16 protein-coding genes and 4 tRNA genes are annotated in these 16570 nt (G+C 46.5%); 7 read left to right on the forward strand and 13 right to left on the reverse strand.

Going from position 1 to position 16570, the window contains the following annotated elements; genetic code table 11:
- Window positions 1–223: 223 nt before the first annotated feature.
- The gene (locus MJO57_RS13300; protein WP_252025931.1) at window positions 224–1039 is read left to right on the forward strand and encodes an AMP-binding protein; all 816 of its coding nucleotides are present in this window, start codon (window positions 224–226) and stop codon (window positions 1037–1039) included.
- 3 nt (window positions 1040–1042) lie between these two features.
- On the opposite strand, the gene MJO57_RS13305 is transcribed toward MJO57_RS13300, so the two are convergent.
- Complete coding sequence (locus MJO57_RS13305) at window positions 1043–2077, reverse strand: transposase (protein WP_252026884.1); 1035 nt, start codon at window positions 2075–2077, stop codon at window positions 1043–1045.
- Here MJO57_RS13305 and MJO57_RS13310 point away from each other — a divergent pair.
- Complete coding sequence (locus MJO57_RS13310) at window positions 2025–3041, forward strand: AMP-binding protein (RefSeq protein ID WP_305881915.1); 1017 nt, start codon at window positions 2025–2027, stop codon at window positions 3039–3041. The genes MJO57_RS13305 and MJO57_RS13310 overlap by 53 nt on opposite strands.
- Before the next feature lie 114 nt (window positions 3042–3155).
- On the opposite strand, the gene MJO57_RS13315 is transcribed toward MJO57_RS13310, so the two are convergent.
- The 6 genes from MJO57_RS13315 to MJO57_RS13340 form a co-directional block, all read right to left on the reverse strand.
- Complete coding sequence (locus tag MJO57_RS13315; protein WP_252025933.1) at window positions 3156–3554, reverse strand: hypothetical protein; 399 nt, start codon at window positions 3552–3554, stop codon at window positions 3156–3158.
- 133 nt (window positions 3555–3687) lie between these two features.
- Window positions 3688–4266, reverse strand: coding sequence for a DJ-1 family glyoxalase III (locus tag MJO57_RS13320; protein ID WP_252025935.1), 579 nt, complete (start codon window positions 4264–4266; stop codon window positions 3688–3690).
- 547 nt (window positions 4267–4813) lie between these two features.
- Window positions 4814–4890 (reverse strand) — tRNA-Met (locus MJO57_RS13325).
- A gap of 55 nt (window positions 4891–4945) precedes the next feature.
- Window positions 4946–5022, reverse strand: a tRNA-Met gene (locus MJO57_RS13330).
- A 54-nt stretch (window positions 5023–5076) separates the two neighbouring features.
- Window positions 5077–5153, reverse strand: a tRNA-Met gene (locus MJO57_RS13335).
- Between the two features lie 55 nt (window positions 5154–5208).
- Window positions 5209–5285: transfer RNA gene (locus MJO57_RS13340), tRNA-Met, on the reverse strand.
- Between the two features lie 503 nt (window positions 5286–5788).
- Between MJO57_RS13340 and MJO57_RS13345 the strand changes: the two genes are divergently transcribed.
- Window positions 5789–6643 carry an IS630 family transposase gene (locus tag MJO57_RS13345; RefSeq protein ID WP_252025937.1) on the forward strand — a complete coding sequence of 285 codons (855 nt, stop codon included), beginning with the start codon at window positions 5789–5791 and terminating at the stop codon, window positions 6641–6643.
- Window positions 6644–6670: 27 nt separating this feature from the next.
- On the opposite strand, the gene acs is transcribed toward MJO57_RS13345, so the two are convergent.
- The 3 genes from acs to MJO57_RS13360 all read right to left on the reverse strand — a co-directional run bounded on the left by acs (window position 6671) and on the right by MJO57_RS13360 (window position 9839).
- Window positions 6671–8620, reverse strand: a complete 1950-nt coding sequence (gene acs / locus MJO57_RS13350; protein ID WP_252025939.1) for an acetate--CoA ligase — start codon at window positions 8618–8620, stop codon at window positions 6671–6673.
- 153 nt (window positions 8621–8773) lie between these two features.
- Window positions 8774–9136, reverse strand: a complete 363-nt coding sequence (locus tag MJO57_RS13355) for a hypothetical protein (protein ID WP_371924836.1) — start codon at window positions 9134–9136, stop codon at window positions 8774–8776.
- A 34-nt stretch (window positions 9137–9170) separates the two neighbouring features.
- Entirely contained in the window at window positions 9171–9839 is a 669-nt protein-coding gene (locus MJO57_RS13360; protein WP_252025941.1) for a response regulator transcription factor, read from the reverse strand.
- A gap of 178 nt (window positions 9840–10017) precedes the next feature.
- On the opposite strand from MJO57_RS13360, the gene MJO57_RS13365 reads away from it, so the two are divergent.
- Window positions 10018–10737: a hypothetical protein gene (locus MJO57_RS13365; protein ID WP_252025943.1), complete on the forward strand. Its 720-nt coding sequence runs from the start codon at window positions 10018–10020 to the stop codon at window positions 10735–10737.
- On the opposite strand, the gene MJO57_RS13370 is transcribed toward MJO57_RS13365, so the two are convergent.
- The gene (locus MJO57_RS13370; protein WP_252025945.1) at window positions 10726–11328 is read right to left on the reverse strand and encodes a lysophospholipid acyltransferase family protein; all 603 of its coding nucleotides are present in this window, start codon (window positions 11326–11328) and stop codon (window positions 10726–10728) included. The genes MJO57_RS13365 and MJO57_RS13370 overlap by 12 nt on opposite strands.
- Before the next feature lie 228 nt (window positions 11329–11556).
- Between MJO57_RS13370 and dinB the strand changes: the two genes are divergently transcribed.
- Window positions 11557–12684: a DNA polymerase IV gene (dinB, locus tag MJO57_RS13375; RefSeq protein ID WP_252025955.1), complete on the forward strand. Its 1128-nt coding sequence runs from the start codon at window positions 11557–11559 to the stop codon at window positions 12682–12684.
- Here dinB and MJO57_RS13380 read toward each other — a convergent pair.
- Window positions 12668–13288, reverse strand: a complete 621-nt coding sequence (locus MJO57_RS13380) for a paraquat-inducible protein A (protein ID WP_252025957.1) — start codon at window positions 13286–13288, stop codon at window positions 12668–12670. The genes dinB and MJO57_RS13380 overlap by 17 nt on opposite strands.
- Before the next feature lie 93 nt (window positions 13289–13381).
- Window positions 13382–15058 (reverse strand): single-stranded-DNA-specific exonuclease RecJ, encoded by a 1677-nt coding sequence (recJ, locus tag MJO57_RS13385; RefSeq protein ID WP_252025959.1) that lies wholly within the window; start codon window positions 15056–15058, stop codon window positions 13382–13384.
- A 568-nt stretch (window positions 15059–15626) separates the two neighbouring features.
- Here recJ and MJO57_RS13390 point away from each other — a divergent pair.
- Window positions 15627–16115, forward strand: coding sequence for a transposase (locus tag MJO57_RS13390; RefSeq protein WP_252018121.1), 489 nt, complete (start codon window positions 15627–15629; stop codon window positions 16113–16115).
- Window positions 16084–16566, forward strand: coding sequence for an IS1595 family transposase (locus tag MJO57_RS13395; protein WP_252026893.1), 483 nt, complete (start codon window positions 16084–16086; stop codon window positions 16564–16566). Before MJO57_RS13390 ends, MJO57_RS13395 begins: the two co-directional genes overlap by 32 nt.
- Window positions 16567–16570: the final 4 nt, after the last annotated feature.

Consider the following 16570-nt stretch of genomic DNA (forward strand, 5'->3'; position numbering starts at 1 on the left):
CTGTCCGTAGTTATTACTGGTGTCTTTACGGGCTCTGACTACCTGTGCAAATTGAGTCCTAAAAATAGATTAAGGTAAAAAAAACGTCATTGCCAGAGATACATGATATATATTCGGCAAATTCGCCACATACTAGATGCCAGTCGATAAAATGTTGGGTAAAATTGTCTGAAAGGCTGAATAGACCTTACAACAATAACCATAAATTAAGAGGCTCAGTGCTATGGATGCACCATTCTGGAATGGAAAAAGGCCTGCAGGGGTGGCTAATGCAGTTAACCCTGATGAGTATTCCAGTGCGTTATCTGTGATCAATGCTTTTTTAAATGAGAATAGTTCATGCGCCGCGTTTACGGGCATCGGCCATACACTGACCTATGCCGACATAGATCTTTATAGTCAGCAGTTTGCAGCATATATCCAAAGAGATACTGATTTGAAACCGGGCGATCGAATTGCCATTCAGATGCCCAATCTTCTACAGTACCCGATTGTCGTTTATGGAGCGTTGAGGGCAGGGTTAGTTATTGTGAATACCAACCCGCTTTATACTGCCCGGGAAATGTTGCACCAGTTTAAGGATTCAGGAGCAAAGGCGTTAGTGTTTCTTGAAAACTTTGGTCATCTCGTTGAAGAGGTGGTTGGCGAGACAGATATAAAGCACCTTTTTGTGACCCAGCTGGCTGATATGGTTCCAGCCCCCAAACGGCAGGTTGTTAATTTTCTGGTCAAATATGTCAAGAAGATGGTGCCCCGGTATTCCTTGCCCAGAGCGGTTCCACTGCTTGACACTTTCAGAACTGCAAAAGCTTCTGATTATCAGCCAGTTCCAGAGGGAAAGCTTTCTGATCCGGTTGTGCTTCAATATACAGGCGGTACTACCGGGGTTGCCAAAGGAGCCATTTTGACTAACAGGAATTTGATAGCAAATATGCTTCAGTCCAAAGAAATGCTATCTCAAGTAAATGAGATGGGGCAGAAAATCCTGAAAACGGGACAGGAAATTCTTATAGCGCCTTTGCCTCTTTATCATATATAGGACTTACGCATTGATGACACCGATAAATTTTGGTAGGAGGTGATCCTTCCCCTTTGCAAAACTCTCAATGAAAGCGCCTATTGTCTCTTTAAACAGCCCCCGTTGGTGCTGATAAATATTCGTAAACTCCTGCTCTATCTGCATTTTCTGGAGATAAACAAAAGCTAAAATTGCAGCAAATATATGGTTTCTGACGGGTCGTTCGCTGCGAACCTGAAAGTGCTCAATATGGCAAACCTGCTTGATCGCCCTGTGAAACTGTTCGATCTGCCAGTGCTGGTCATGGATCTGCTTGAAGTCATTGCGTTCAAAAGGGACTTCCTCTGGCAAGTAAACCACGTAGTGGCGACGCTGGTCTTTTAGCATCGTCCTGAACAACCGGATCTTACCGAAGTCTTTGAGCCATACATCCAGACCATTGTCGGGGATGTCGAGGTGTTGAACCTGCTGCCATTTACCTTTTTCCAGTGATACTGTCCTGTTTTTCTCAACGGCAAACATAAACCCAGTCTGATGGTTTTTAATCGTCTTCAGGTTAGTCGTGCAGCTGTACCAGGAGTCACCGGTAACGAACGCTGGCTTCAGCCCCCATACCAGCACTTCAATCAACATTTCACGGAAGTAGTCGTTTTTTGTCTTGTCTTCCGATTTGTCGTATATCCTGTAATTCACCGGCATATGGCGCCCGGATACGTCGGTGTAATAAAGGGTGATGAGGTTAACTCCCTTAACCACTCGGTGATGTTTACCCGACCAAAAGTGGCCAACCAGTGCCACGGAGTAGCTATAAGGTTTGTCGAGCACGCTGTCATCAACGCTCAGGGTGCCGCCAATAGGGTTTAAACTTTTGACTGCTTCATCGTACATATCTTTGGGCTGATAGTTTTCACGCTTAAGAAAGCGGTTTGCGCTATCGTGAGAAAAGTCGGTAACCTCGGCCAGTCTTGTGCATGTTGATGATTTTGGCTCACTAATCAAAAAGCCAATGTATTTTGCAAGAGTGCATCGTGCAGTGGTCGGTCGAGTGGTAGTTCTCACTTTCATCCCTGAAGACATCTGTTTTTTGGCATTATCAAATTTTAGAGCCTGTTGTCAATGCGTAAGTCCTAATATATATGCTTTCACAGTACATTTAATGTGTATGCCGTTTATGGGGAATCACAGTATTCTGATAGCTAACCCGAGAGACACAGGTACATTTATTAAGTTCATTAAACCATGGCGTTTTACGGGCTTTGTTGGTCTGAATACCTTGTTTGCCAGTTTGTTGAACCATCCAAAATTTAAAGAGTGTGATCTTTCAGGTTTAAAATTAACGTTATCCGGTGGGACTGCGCTGCAAGAAGCAACAGCCCAAAAGTGGCGTAAAGAGACCGGCTGTATTATTTCTGAAGCTTATGGGTTAACGGAGTGTTCTCCTGCCGTTTGTATGAATCCAGCTGGTGATTTGTCACAGCCTGGCACTGCGGGCCTGCCAATACCCTCTACTGAGCTGAAAACCATAGACGAGGGTGGTAACGAGACCGCATTAGGTGAGCCCGGTGAGCTTTGTGTCAGGGGGCCGCAGGTTATGTCCGGATACTGGCAGCGAGCTGAAGCTACTGCCGAAGTGCTTGGAAAGGATGGTTGGCTAAAGACCGGTGATGTCGCCGTGATCCAGGAAGATGGATTCGTCAGGATTGTTGATCGAATCAAGGACATGATTCTGGTTTCCGGTTTTAATGTATATCCGAATGAAATTGAGGATGTTGTTTCCGGTCATCCCAAGGTTGCAAATTGCGCAGCCATCGGTGTTCCCGATGAGAGTTCTGGGGAGAAAGTTAAATTATTCGTTATCAAGTCAGATGAAAGTCTTACATCCGATGAGTTACTAAGCTGGTGTCGTGATTATTTGACAGCATATAAAGTGCCAAAAGTGTGTGAATTCCGTAATGAATTGCCAATGACGCCTGTTGGCAAAATTTTGCGTAAAGACCTTCGGCAATCAGAGGTTGAGACGTAAATAATGATGTTTTGGCGGCATTCATCCAGGAGAGGGAAATATCAATCTGGTTGTTTTGAGCAGGATCAATCTTTTGGCTTAATATTGCTCAAGAAGGTTCAGATTGGCAGTCAGCTATGCTGACTGCTGATCATGGTTTGAGAAGTAGCGATGAAGAACTTCAGGATCGTCCTTCAAAGCATTAAATGCTTCTTTGGCATCGGTTGGTGTGATGCTGGTTCGATCCAGTTTCATGCGACTTATGGAGGCATCAAACCAGAACCAATGCTTGTCTTCAGTAAGGCATAACGCTCTTACTGAGTAGCTGGTTGATGGAATGAAGGGCAGGGGCATTCCGCTGGTTAGTTGCTTTCTGACGATGGTGGAATCCTGGCAAGAGTAGGTGGTGTTGTGGTAAATCCGCTCAAAACGATTGAATTCGTAACCAAACATCTTGTTTGCCATTACGTCCTGCTTTTGACTCAGGTAATACAGTGCAAAAATGCTGGCCACAATTAGAATAAAGCTTTCCATTTTTCATACCTCGTGGGTTATTGCACCGGGTTTTCTCGAAGCTTCGGAAAACCCTTATATGTATTTTATACGCATTTGTACAACTATGTTCAAATAACATCGCTGATGCGATTGGGGTATTTACTGTAAAGGGTTACAAGGCCCAGTCTGCAATCATCTGCTTGGCTATCGGCCGGAAAGCATCTTTTCCATAGAGTGCATCAACTAATTTAAATGAAAATCCCATGGCATTGCCCGGGCCCTGGGCTGTTATAACCCTTTTTTTTTCATCAACTACAGTGGTGTTTTCCGGGTGTGCCAGAGCGCCCTCCATCTGATCCATAAAGCTGGGATGGCATGTTGCGTGGACGTTATCCAGTAAACCATGATGAGCAAGAACTACCGCAGGGGAGGCGCAAATGGCAGCATACCATTTCCCCGCTTTTTGCTGATCATGCAATAGCGTTGTTAGCGTTTTGTTGTTCTTAAGGCTGTCGGCTCCGGGCATGCCGCCGGGAAGGGCGATCAGATGAAACTGTTTGCCTGTGCAGGCTTCTACGTGCACATCGGCAGTGATCTGTGTTTTCTGTGAGGCGGTGATGGTCTGTTTTCCATCAGGGTGACAGCTGGCAATAGTGACTTGTGCACCTGCTCTTCTGAGTGTATCTATGATCGTCACAACTTCAATGTCTTCGGAGCCATCGGCAATTGGGATGAGAACCTGTCTTGGCATGGTAGACCCTCATTAGAAGGTGGGATTATCAGGTTAATGTGAAGTGTCTGCAGCTAAAGGTCATAAATGATCTTTGGCGGGTATTTATAACTGAGAGATAAAGCTTCTGCATATTGGCTTTCTGCGTAAAGTCACACTACATAATGAGAAAAAGTGAATAACAGGATTATTTATCGTCGTTTTCAGTTCGCATTAAGATGTTTGAGCAGGCACTTATAACGATAGATCTTTAATCTAGCAGATAGTTAAGGTTGGTGAGAGAAATTTGATAATGGGTTAAAGTGGATTCTTATGCGAGTTGCTCAGCAACCGAGCAGCCAATGGAATAGCCATTGTGATAGTCAGAAACAAGATGATTTCTGTGTCTTGTTCCTTTGGAGGTATTCAGTGGTTTCAATGGAGATTATCAAGAAAAGCGTCCAGAATGCCAGCAGTGAAAATTCCACGCATACGACTACCTTCAACAACAAGCGCTCTTTTGATTGTTGTAGAAAGTGTGACAGGTTGCATGGCGGGAATTTATGAAGCTGGTAAGAATGATATAAAGTGGTTGCGGGAGCCGGATTCGAACCAACGACCTTCGGGTTATGAGCCCGACGAGCTACCAGACTGCTCCATCCCGCGACAAAACTGTTCAGCTGATCATTTCGAGGTAAAGAAACATCAACTGCTTTAAAAGTGGTTGCGGGAGCCGGATTCGAACCAACGACCTTCGGGTTATGAGCCCGACGAGCTACCAGACTGCTCCATCCCGCGACAAAACTGTTCAGCTGATCCTTTCGAGATAAAAAAAATCAACTGCTTTAAAAGTGGTTGCGGGAGCCGGATTCGAACCAACGACCTTCGGGTTATGAGCCCGACGAGCTACCAGACTGCTCCATCCCGCGACAAAACTGTTCAGCTGATCCTTTCAAGGTAAAGAAACATCAACTGCTTAAAAGTTGGTTGCGGGAGCTGGATTCGAACCAACGACCTTCGGGTTATGAGCCCGACGAGCTACCAGACTGCTCCATCCCGCGTCGAAAGAGAAGCGAATTATAGGGACGCTGGTTATAATGTCAAGGATTACCTTCGTGAACAGGTGGAAGGTAAAACGCGTGCAGTATTGGTAAGGAAGGAATACTGCACGACAATTGACATTTACTAAACCCCGACCAGTTAGAGAACCGCATCTTTCCGGTTCTCACAGGTTTCAGTTCGACATATCCTAACTGACAGATAAAAATCTATCGGTAAAATGACGTATTTTTTATCGGTACCATTTTTTGCTGAAAGTCCACTACGCGGAGTGGAACCAAACTCCGGAATGCCTTCTGGCACAATCTATTCAGGCTTCCCATACCAGAACCCGGGAACGTTTCGCTGCGTTGTACCAGGTGGTCACAGGTTGCTCCCCCGTGGCAGTTGCCAGGGGATTGGGGCGTCGTCATGATACGGTGACCGGATGGATTAACAAATACAACCGCAATGGTCCAGACTCTATAGTGTATCGCCGTACAGGTGGCCGCCCCCCTTTTGTCGAGTGATTAGCGGAGCAGTTGCAGGGGTTATAGACCGGGCTCTTGAACAGGCCGCTTCACAGGAACGCCCTCACAACTTTGTCAGGTGGACCCTGAAAACACTCGCAGACTGGTGTTACAAAACATTCGCTACCCGTTTCAGTCGTGAGACTCTTCGACTTGCCTTGAAGCATCAGGGTTACTCATGGAAAAAAGCCAAAAAACTACTGAACAAGGCCGATTCGGCCCGACGAGCCTCATTTCTTGAGCAGCTAAAGCCTCTGCTGGAGAAGGCAACTCGGCAGGAACGTCTTCTGGTGTATATTGATGAAGCTCATATCCATCAGGATACTGATGTCAGCTATGGCTGGTCACGCAAGGGTAAGCGCTTTTGGGTAAGTTCCGACTCACCAGGACTGTCTGCCAAGATCAGCTTTTATGGGGTTTACTACTTTAATGATGGACAGGTCAGGATCTGGCCTTACCCAAGTGGCCGAAAAGAGCATGCTGTGAATGTGCTTGAGCGTATTCGTCAGGAAAAGCCGGTGGGGGCGATTGATCTAATCTGGGATGGTGCCTCCTGGCATACAGCCAAATTAGTACAGGAAGCGGGTAAACGACTGGACATCAATATTATCCAAATGCCTTCCTACAGCCCGGACTTTATGCCGGTAGAGGCTCTTTGGCGCTGGTTGCGTGAAGACGTAACCTATCATCACTGCTATGCGACAGCAGAAGACCTTTTGCATGCAATTAATGAATTTACTGCTCGAATCAATCAGTGCCCGATGACCATTGCAGACCGATTGTGGGTAAAAGATTCCCTTATTGATGAAGAAGAAATTTTAAGAGTCAGAAAACAACCGAAGCTCGAATAAAGCTCCGGTTTTCAAAATGATTGGGGTTTAGCTGGCTACCGCCTTATTGGCAATCAACTGATTCACCACTTCAGGGTCTGCCAGTGTCGAAGTATCACCAAGATTTTCGTACTCGTCAGCGGCTATTTTACGGAGAATTCGCCTCATGATTTTTCCTGACCGGGTTTTAGGTAACCCCGGAGCCCACTGAATAATATCCGGGGTAGCAATTGGCCCAATTTCTTTTCTCACCCAATCCTTCAGCTTCTTTTTCAGCTCTTCACTGGTCTCTATTCCACTGTTAAGTGTGACATAAACATAGATTCCCTGGCCTTTCATATCGTGCGGGAAACCAACAACTGCGGCTTCTGCTACCTGCTGATGGGCTACCATTGCTGATTCTATTTCTGCGGTGCCCATACGATGGCCCGAAACATTGATGACATCATCCACGCGACCGGTGATCCAGTAATAGCCATCGTCATCCCTTCGAGCACCATCACCTGTTGTATACATGCCTTTAAAAGATGAGAAGTAGGTCTGTACAAACCGTTCATGATCCCCGTAAACGGTTCTGGCTTGTCCGGGCCAGCTATCCAGGATGACAAGATTGCCTTCTCCAGAGCCATGGATAAGGCGCCCCATGTTATCCACCAGGGCAGGCTGTATACCAAAGAAAGGCCGCGTTGCTGAACCCGGTTTAAGATCTGTGGCTCCTGGAAGTGGAGTCAGCATTGCAGCACCGGTTTCGGTCTGCCACCAGGTGTCGACTATAGGGCAGCGCTCATCTCCAATCGTTGAGTAGTACCAGTTCCAGGCTTCAGGGTTTATCGGTTCACCTACAGAGCCCAATAGCCGCAATGAATTACGATGAGTATCTTTGACTGCAGCATCGCCTTCTGCCATTAAAGCGCGAATAGCCGTTGGTGCAATGTAAAGAATATTCACGCCGTGTTTATCGATGATTTTGCTGATGCGATTGGTTTCTGGATAGTTAGGCAAGCCCTCATGCATCACAATCGTTGCACCATTCAATAATGGGCCATAGGTAACGTATGAGTGCCCGGTGATCCAGCCAACGTCTGCATTACACCAGAATACTTCGCCGGGTTTATAGTCAAATACATATTGATGGGTCATGGAAGCGTATACCAAATAGCCGCCCGTGGTATGCATGACGCCTTTTGGTTTTCCGGTGGAGCCTGATGTATAGAGGATAAAAAGTGGATCCTCGGCATTCATCTCCCTGGCTTCGCAGTGTGGTGAAGTGAGTGCGGTTAACTCCTGCCACCAGACATCACGGTGACGGTGCCAGGCAATATCAGCCCCAGTGTGCTTGAGTACAATGACTTTCTCAATGGTATGTGTGTCGGGGTGTGTCAGTGCTTCATCGACATTGTTTTTGAGAGGCACTGTTCGCCCGCCTCGAACCCCTTCATCGGCAGTAACGACAATCTTTGCTCTGGAGTCAATGATTCTTCCTGCCAGTGCTTCCGGTGAGAATCCACCAAACACCACAGAGTGAATTGCCCCTATACGGCTACAGGCCAGCATGGCAACGGTAGCTTCGATGACCATGGGCATATAAATCGCTACGACATCACCTTTGCGAACCCCCTGACTCTTCAAAGCGTTGGCAAAGCGGCACACAAGATCATGCAGTTCCCGATAGGTCACCTTTCTTGCTTCACCTTCATCATCCGGTTCCCACACAATGGCCAACTGATCACCTCTTTCTTTCAGGTGCCGGTCAAGGCAGTTATGGGAAGCATTGGTAGTACCATCATAAAACCAGTTGATACTTACGAAGTGGTCATCAAAAGAGACTTTTCTCACTTTGGAGAAAGGCTGGAACCAGTCGATTCGTTGACCGTGTTCGCGCCAGAAGCCCTCAGGGTTTATGATCGATTGCTGGTACATTTCCAGATACTGGTCGTTATTAACCAGAGTGTTCTCAAGAACAGCAGGCTTTACTGGATAAACGGAGGAGTCAGACATATCACTTCCCTTGGTTTTGTTATTATTATTTAGTTCAAAATGACTCAGGGCGGTTCTTTTTATACTGTTCAGGTTGAGTAATTACTCGATAAAACGACGATGGACATATTTATTGAAGTGTTCCCAGTGTAGGATTTATGGGGATTTCTGGTATTAGACTTTGGTATTAACCTGGGTGAGAAAAATGCCTTTAATTTGGCTTTGTTTAATCGATAACCCCTGTGTCAGCAGCGTTGCTGACTCCATTTCATAGTTCAGTACCCCCATGGATTGCCACTCTTTCATAGAACCCTGTAGCTCTTTTCTTGCTCGCCGGATAAACGTGTCATAGCGTTCCTCTTGGCCGGGGTAGAAGGTGTCGCTGGAGGCAGTCATGCCAGTCCGATAGGTGAGGCCGCTTTGCTCTGCGGCTTCCACCAGGGCTTTTGTATACTGGAAGTCAGCAATGGCAGGATAATTCAGCGGTGCAAAGTGGCCACTGGCACCGTCCAGCCGAACGGAGCTGGTAGTGATCATGTTATGAAGTTGAAAAATACAAGGCAGAGACCGTTTAGTCCGGGTTTTCCTGATCTTGTGTGTTCTGGCCGGGTATCTCAATTTCCAGTGCTTTAATGGCGATTACTGCCTGAGTCCTGCTTCTGACTCCCAGCTTTTTGAAAATGGCCGTCACATGCGCCTTGATCGTGGCTTCAGATACATTCAGGTCGTAAGCAATCTGTTTATTCAGCATGCCTTCACTGATCATTCCCAGAACCCTGAATTGCTGAGGTGTCAGGGTTGCCAGTCTGGCTTCCATATCACTGCTTTCCTGAGATTCGACAGGTTGGAAGTTTTCCGGCCACCAGTTTTCTCCATTCAGAACATTTATAATGGCTGTTTTGAGGTCATCCAGTGACGTAGACTTTGGAATAAAACCATTGGCTCCATGTTTTTTGGTTTTCTGTATGATCTGCAAGTCATCAGATGCTGAAACAACGACAACAGGTACATCCGGATACTGCCCTCTGAGAAATATCAACCCGGAAAGTCCATGTGCACCGGGCATATGCAGATCCAGTAAGATCAGATCCGGTGAGGAATTGTTTTCCAGAAGTGTCTGCAGTTCAGCAATTGAGCCAGCCTCGCAGATCATCGGATCGTTAAGCGCGAGACTAACAGAGGACTTGAGTGCAGTCCGGAATAAGGGGTGGTCGTCAGCAATTATTATTGTGTAGTCCATTTTCTGAGCTTGCCATTATCTGTTTGATTGGTCAATTAAATAAACCCGGTGGCTCGCCAGAGATCCCGTGTTTATTTCAGGTGTTTATGAAAGTATAAGCAAATCAATTTTATATAATGGAACTATTCTCTGGTGGGGCAGTCATAAACAATAGTTTCCATTGAAATAAGGGCTCTGAATGACTGGTGCAGTCAATTTTTCTTCACTTCCGGTTGCGGTTGACCAAGGTAAATACACTAGAGAGTATCTTGATGATGTAGAGTCAAAGGCTCTTAAACTGGCTGAATTAAGGGAAGACCGGGAAAAGAGGCCGGGATGGAATACGCTCAAGACAGTTGCTATCAATTCTCTTGTTGCAGTTGCTCAGACCGGACAACTTATCGGTAGCATCTTTGGCCATGTTGTTTTTGCGCTTCCATCTGCTCTGTTGGGTGGTGTTTTCGGCTTTTGTATTTATGCGCCCTTCATGAAGGCAGTTGACTGTCTTTCGGGAGGGGAAAATACCAAGTCATTTTTTGAATATACTATTACCCCAGCGAACAAGCTGAGTAATCTTATTTATAACCGGGTTACAGACCTTGTGTGTCGATATGTTGTCGGTTGTGGGGTCATGGTTGCGGTTGTGGAACCTTTTCACGTCATTTTGGGCGGACTGGCTGTAGGAACTTTGCTTTCACCATTTATTTATAATGATTTTAAATGTAATAGCTCCAGAAATGTTGAGTTTTTTATAGATGGACCGGCAAACTTTTCAGTCAAGCTAAGTGCACAGCACTATTTTTGGCAAACATTTGATGATTGGGCTGAGGGCATAAAAAGACCTCCTGTAACCCTGTACGATCGAATTGCTGCTCAAGTACACGGCAGTAACATTTCTGTTAAAGATTCATCTGGGTGATACCGGGCTGAAACATTCCGGATGTTTGCCATAAATATCTGAGTAAAAGGCTTGTATTTCTGAAAGGTCTTTTTCGATATTATCCCCGGGCTCGATAACCGGTCCAAATCCTCCCGTTCTGCATCTGAAATCCAGAAAGGCAAGCACAATAGGAATACCAGCATTTTTTGCCATATGGTAGAAGCCAGTGTGCCACCGGTTTCCACGTGCTCGAGTACCTTCAGGGCATATGACCAGGCCCATTTTTTTGTGTTGCTTGAAGGTGCACACCGCCTGTTCCACCAAACTTTCTCTTCTGCACCTGTCATTCCGATCCAGTGGAATCCCACCCATCCAGCGCATAACCCAGTTGAACGGCCCCCAAAACAGGGTGTGTTTGCCCACCCAATAACACTGTATACCGGTAGCAAGGCCAATCGCCATGCCATAGACAAAGTCCCAGTTACTGGTATGGGGAGCACCAACAAGCACATACTTGGCCAAGCGTGGGGCTCTACCCTGAATCCTCCAGCCCATAACCTTGAGAAACAGTTTTGCCAGCAGAGAAAAAGCCTGACTGATAATAGGCGTGTTGAAAATTGTGATTTGCATGAACCAGTTATTCCCGAGCTACAGGAAACGGTGTTGAAAGCTATCGAGATGGTGGCGATCGCTTTGAGCACAGCTTCAAACAGATAGTTAATAGTGGCAGCAGTATCTAAAAGAAAATTTGGCTGCTGCAACAAGATATTTTTCTGGGCACTAAAGACCTGGTAATGAAGTACTTGCCAAAATCGGTCTGTATGTATATACAGTTTTTATCCCGGAGCTATTTGGAACATGATGGACAGTAATGCCAGCCTTCAGCAAAAAGTGATTCAGAGAAAAATCATACATATTGATTTTGACGCCTTCTTTGCCAGTATTGAAATACGTGATAATCCGAAGTTGTCAGGAAGGCCTGTTGCTGTCGGGGGGGCTGCTGATCGTAGAGGGGTGATTGCTACCTGCAGCTATGAAGCGCGTCGGTTTGGCGTGCACTCAGCCATGTCCTCAGCGCAGGCGATGAGGCTCTGTCCGGAACTGAAAATCATACCTCCGCGTTTTTCCGTTTATCGTGAAGCTTCTTCTGAAGCTCATGCTATATTCCGGCAATATACTGATTTAATTGAACCTTTGTCCCTGGATGAGGCTTATCTGGACGTTACCGGGACTGATCTTTGTCGAGGCAGTGCCACCCTGATTGCTGAGGAAATCCGGCAGAAAATTTTTCAACAATTGCATGTCACTGTATCTGCCGGCGTTGCTACTAATAAGTTTCTGGCCAAGATTGCCAGTGACTGGAATAAACCCAATGGCCTTTTTGTGATCACTCCGGAACAGGTGGATGATTTTGTTTTCGATCTGCCCGTGAAAAAAATTCATGGGGTAGGTCGGGTTACCGCTGAGAAACTGCACAGAAAAGGCATCAAAACCTGTGGGCAGTTACGCCAGTATTCCATTCTTGAGTTAAGTCGCTGGTTTGGGAGTTTTGGTGAACGATTGTGGGAGCTTTCCCGAGGGCAGGATGATCGTGAAGTGCAAACTAGTCGACGCAGGAAATCACTTTCTGTTGAACGTACTTATGATCAAGATCTGGTGGGGCTCGAAGATATTACCGCACAGATTATTCCTTTGCTGGCAGAGCTTCAGGATCGTTACCAACGGATTGAAAAGGAATACGAAGTGCATAAGCATTTTGTCAAGGTGAAGTTTGCGGATTTTACCCAAACCACACTTGAGGAAAGCCTGCCAACAACCGGTGAAAATGTTAAGGAACATTTTACTCAGCTGCTGGTTAGAGCCTGGGAACGGGGGAGACGTCCGGTCAGGCTTCTCGGCTTAGGGGTCAGGCTACTGGATCTCCGTGAAGAAAGAGCGCTTGAACAGCTTGAGCTTTTTGAAAAGAAAATCATGGGGCTGGTGTAGCCTCCGGTTGATTGACTCCCAGTTTTTCCATCAAGTTACTGACCAGACAATAAGCGACGAACCAATAGAAGCCAGAGTGGAGTGTTGCATCAAATTGCACAATTTGTGACGAGTCGATATTTTCAGTAGTCGTGGCATTTGCCGCCAGAAAGGCGATGAATACACCAATGGCAAAAACATCAGCCATTGACCATTTACTTAAGATGCTGTTCAGTCTAAGCAGGTTATGATTCCTCTTTACAAAATTAGCCAGCAACAAGCACCCCAGCTTAGTGAAAGGTATAATCAGACTGAAAGTGACAATCAGAAATGCCACAAAGTAATAGTCACTTTTCCATAGATCCTCAGCAGTACCAAGAATGGAACGCTTCTTTTCATAAACAGTGGATTTACCTTTAACCTCCAGACTATCCAGGAATTGGGCTGCCAGGTTAGCCATGGCAGGATGAAGGTTCTGCTGCTTAATGATATGTTTTCCCTCATCAAGCATTGCCTGACGATCAAGATTTGCCTTTATGGTCATCATCGGTTGCGTCACTCCCGAAATCAGCAGGAAAAGGGAGATAATCATCATTAATGGCAGTAATATTGTTTGTCTGATCACCTTTAGCCTCAATACCATCGTTGGGGGCCATTTACTCGGACATGTACTTTGAATACAAAGTTCCGGGAGCAGTCAAAAGTGGCACACGATTTCTTAAACTGGTTCAAAATGTTCAACCATTAGCTGCAGATTGTTCTGACCACGAAATTCATTGATATCGAGTTTATAGACCGCCTTGATCTGACGAATATTGGGATTAGGCCACACCCGGTTATCAATATTAAAGGAAATAGCATCCAGCCAGACCTCACTGCCGGGTATTCTGAGTACCATCTTGAGGTGCTTCCCTCCCACCAGCTTCTGCTGTAAAAGTTGGAATTGGCCATCAAAGCAGGGCTCAGGAAAACTTTGTCCCCATGGCCCTCCCTCACGAAGGGTATATGCAGTTGCCATGGTTACCTGACCAGGCATCAGTTCACCATCAGTATGCACTTCTGCCTGAAGGTCATCAGCGGTCAATACTTTTCTGACTTCAAGGTCAAAAGCATCTTTAAATGCGCTGAATTTCGATTTTTGTATGGATAACCCCGCTGCCATGGCGTGTCCACCAAATTTAATAATAAGCCCCGGGTTCTCTCTGGCGATGTTGTCCAGTGCATCACGCATGTGCAGTCCCTGAATCGACCTGGCAGAACCTTTGAGTTCAGGCTCTCCCCCAAGGTTATCAGCTTCAGCAAAAGCGATAACCGGACGATTAAGCTTCTCTTTTACCCGTGAAGCCAGAATGCCAACCACGCCCTGGTGCCAACTTGCCTGAAATAGACTGACGCCCCATGGCAGCTCTGTTTGCTGATCAAACCGGATTTTCTCCAGCTCTGCCATCGCCTGACTTTGCATACTGCCCTCAATGGCTTTCCGGTCGCGGTTCAGCCCGTCCAGTTCAAAGGCCAGCTCGCGAGCGCGATGGATATCTTCGCAAAGGAGTAGTTCGATACCGATAGACATATCATCAAGGCGTCCGGCCGCATTGAGTCTCGGGCCCAGGGCAAAGCCGAGGTCTGACGCTACCAGTTTTCCAGCATTTCTGCCGGAAATATCGATCAGTGCGGTAATGCCCGGTCGGCAACGGCCGGAGCGGATGCGGGCAAGCCCCTGGGATACCAGTATGCGGTTATTGCTGTCCAGCTTGACCACATCAGCCACAGTGCCGAGCGCCACAAGGTCGAGAAGTTCGGCCAGGTTAGGCTCTTTTCTTTCTTGAAAATAACCCCGCGACCGCAACAGGGTTCTCAAGGCACACATCAGATAGAAAATAACGCCAACTCCGGCGGTATTTTTGCCGGGAAAATGGCAGTCTGGTTGATTAGGGTTAACAATCGCATCGGCTTCAGGCAGTTCGCGACCCGCCAGGTGATGATCGGTAACCACAACTTTCATGCCTCTTTTCTTTGCTGCCAGTACCCCGGCGAGGCTGGAGATACCATTATCAACGGTGATTAAAACATCGGGTTGAAAGGGAAGAGCGGCTGCAACAATTTCTGGGGTCAAACCATAGCCATACTCAAAACGATTGGGTACCAGAAACTCAGCATGACCCCCCATGCTTCTCAGGGCCAGAACACCGAGCGCACTGCTGGTGGCACCATCACAGTCGAAGTCTCCAACGATTAATAGGCGTCGCTGGTTGATAATGGCCTCTGCCAGAATGTCAGCGGCTTTATCGATATCCTTCAGTTGCCGGTAGTCGCTTAACTGTTGAAGCTGGCGAGGAAGATCATCCTGAGTTTTTACGCCCCGGGCACTGTAAATTCTGGCCAGCAGGGGATCCATCTCTGGAGTGAAGCAACAGCTTGAAAGGTCATATGTACGGCGAATGATATTTATTGGCATGAGCGGGAATTAATTGAGTGACAACCTGCCAAGATTATCACAGTTGCTAGTGATGTCATTGTTCTCACTGCTTTCCTGCTCAAATCGGGATATTGGTCAGTCGTTAAGTAGCTAATCATTTGCTAAGAAAAATGAATGTGGAAATAGTCAGCAAAGTTGACTGTTTTGTCAGTGGATAGCATTTCCAGCTTATTTATCATAGCTAGCAGTTATGTTACGAAGGATAGATTCCAGGAGGATATTATGCTGGCTATTGGCTGCAGTGCTGGAAAGTCTTGCCAACGTTTTGGAGGAGAGCTATTAAGGCGATCTGGTCGGTTTTTGCAACGGAATGTAAAGAGTTCATCCAGGCATCATGATACATTTTTTTCTCAGGGAGCAATTGGAGGCAGCTCCGTTGAAGCACCCGTATGGCGACTGCGATTAGATTATAAAACAAGGCTCTTTTCGAATTCCGAACTGCTGAACTATCCTTGGTGGATATAATTAGCCATCGCCAGCATTGACCATGAATATAGGCCGAATCTCAGATCTCATCAGTAATGACACCTGCTTTGAGATGATCCGTGAGAACCGCTGGCCAGATGGCACTGTTCTCTGTCCGCACTGTGATTCTGAGAATGTCAAAAAGAATGGACACGACAATGTGCAGGTAGAGTGCCAGCACTATTACTGTAAGTCCTGTAAGCGCTACTTCGATGACCTGACAAATACGGTTTTCGCAGGACACCACCGACCACTCAAAGTCTGGATTGCCTGTCTCTATTTAATGGGGCTGAACGTCTCCAACAGCCAGATAGCTCAGGAACTTGATCTGTGTGTCAGTGATGCACACCATATGACCACAGTCTTACGAAATGGTGTTGTTGACCGAAAGCCTGAAGTGATTCTTGATGGCGAAGTTGAATTCGACGAGGTCTACATTGTAGCTGGTCACAAGGGACACCCTGAAGCATTAAAAAAATCTGGATCGTCCACCGAGAAAAAGAAGGCTTAAAGGCGCTCCGGGCCGTGGGACTCTTGAAAAAGACAAACCGCCGGTATTGGGAATGATTCAAAGGGGAGGTCAGGTCATTATCAACATGCTGTCGAACGTTAAGAAGGCGACAATCGAACCATTTATCAAGAAACACGTAGCCCCACAGAGCCAGATTTATACCGATGAATACAACATCTATGATGACCTTGAAAGCTGGGGCTTCAGACATAAAACGGTCTGTCACGGCAAAGGTGAGTATGCTCGTGATGATGACAAAGACGGTATTTACGAGGTGCATGTTAATACTATGGAGGGGTTTTGGTCACTTCTACGCTCGTGGCTAAGGCCTCACAGGGGAATATCCCAAGAGGCTTTACCCCTTTACCTTGGCTTTTTTGAGTTTTTGCATAATATTGGCCGAAGAGGCAAAAGTCTTCTTCAGCCCTTAGTCAACTTGCTGGTTACATAGCAGT

It is taken from the genome of Endozoicomonas sp. SCSIO W0465 (assembly GCF_023716865.1).
Classification (GTDB): domain Bacteria; phylum Pseudomonadota; class Gammaproteobacteria; order Pseudomonadales; family Endozoicomonadaceae; genus Endozoicomonas.

Excerpts from the sequence above, each read along its gene's own strand:
- recJ (WP_252025959.1), bottom strand. The coding sequence starts at position 15,058 with ATGGATCCCCTGCTGGCCAGAATTTACAGTGCCCGGGGCGTAAAAACT.
- MJO57_RS13320 (WP_252025935.1), bottom strand. The coding sequence starts at position 4,266 with ATGCCAAGACAGGTTCTCATCCCAATTGCCGATGGCTCCGAAGACATT.
- MJO57_RS13300 (WP_252025931.1), top strand. The coding sequence starts at position 224 with ATGGATGCACCATTCTGGAATGGAAAAAGGCCTGCAGGGGTGGCTAAT.
- MJO57_RS13370 (WP_252025945.1), bottom strand. The coding sequence starts at position 11,328 with ATGCAAATCACAATTTTCAACACGCCTATTATCAGTCAGGCTTTTTCT.
- dinB (WP_252025955.1), top strand. The coding sequence starts at position 11,557 with ATGATGGACAGTAATGCCAGCCTTCAGCAAAAAGTGATTCAGAGAAAA.
- MJO57_RS13360 (WP_252025941.1), bottom strand. The coding sequence starts at position 9,839 with ATGGACTACACAATAATAATTGCTGACGACCACCCCTTATTCCGGACT.
- MJO57_RS13315 (WP_252025933.1), bottom strand. The coding sequence starts at position 3,554 with ATGGAAAGCTTTATTCTAATTGTGGCCAGCATTTTTGCACTGTATTAC.
- acs (WP_252025939.1), bottom strand. The coding sequence starts at position 8,620 with ATGTCTGACTCCTCCGTTTATCCAGTAAAGCCTGCTGTTCTTGAGAAC.
- MJO57_RS13390 (WP_252018121.1), top strand. The coding sequence starts at position 15,627 with ATGAATATAGGCCGAATCTCAGATCTCATCAGTAATGACACCTGCTTT.
- MJO57_RS13310 (WP_305881915.1), top strand. The coding sequence starts at position 2,025 with ATGTATTTTGCAAGAGTGCATCGTGCAGTGGTCGGTCGAGTGGTAGTT.
- MJO57_RS13365 (WP_252025943.1), top strand. The coding sequence starts at position 10,018 with ATGACTGGTGCAGTCAATTTTTCTTCACTTCCGGTTGCGGTTGACCAA.
- MJO57_RS13355 (WP_371924836.1), bottom strand. The coding sequence starts at position 9,136 with ATGATCACTACCAGCTCCGTTCGGCTGGACGGTGCCAGTGGCCACTTT.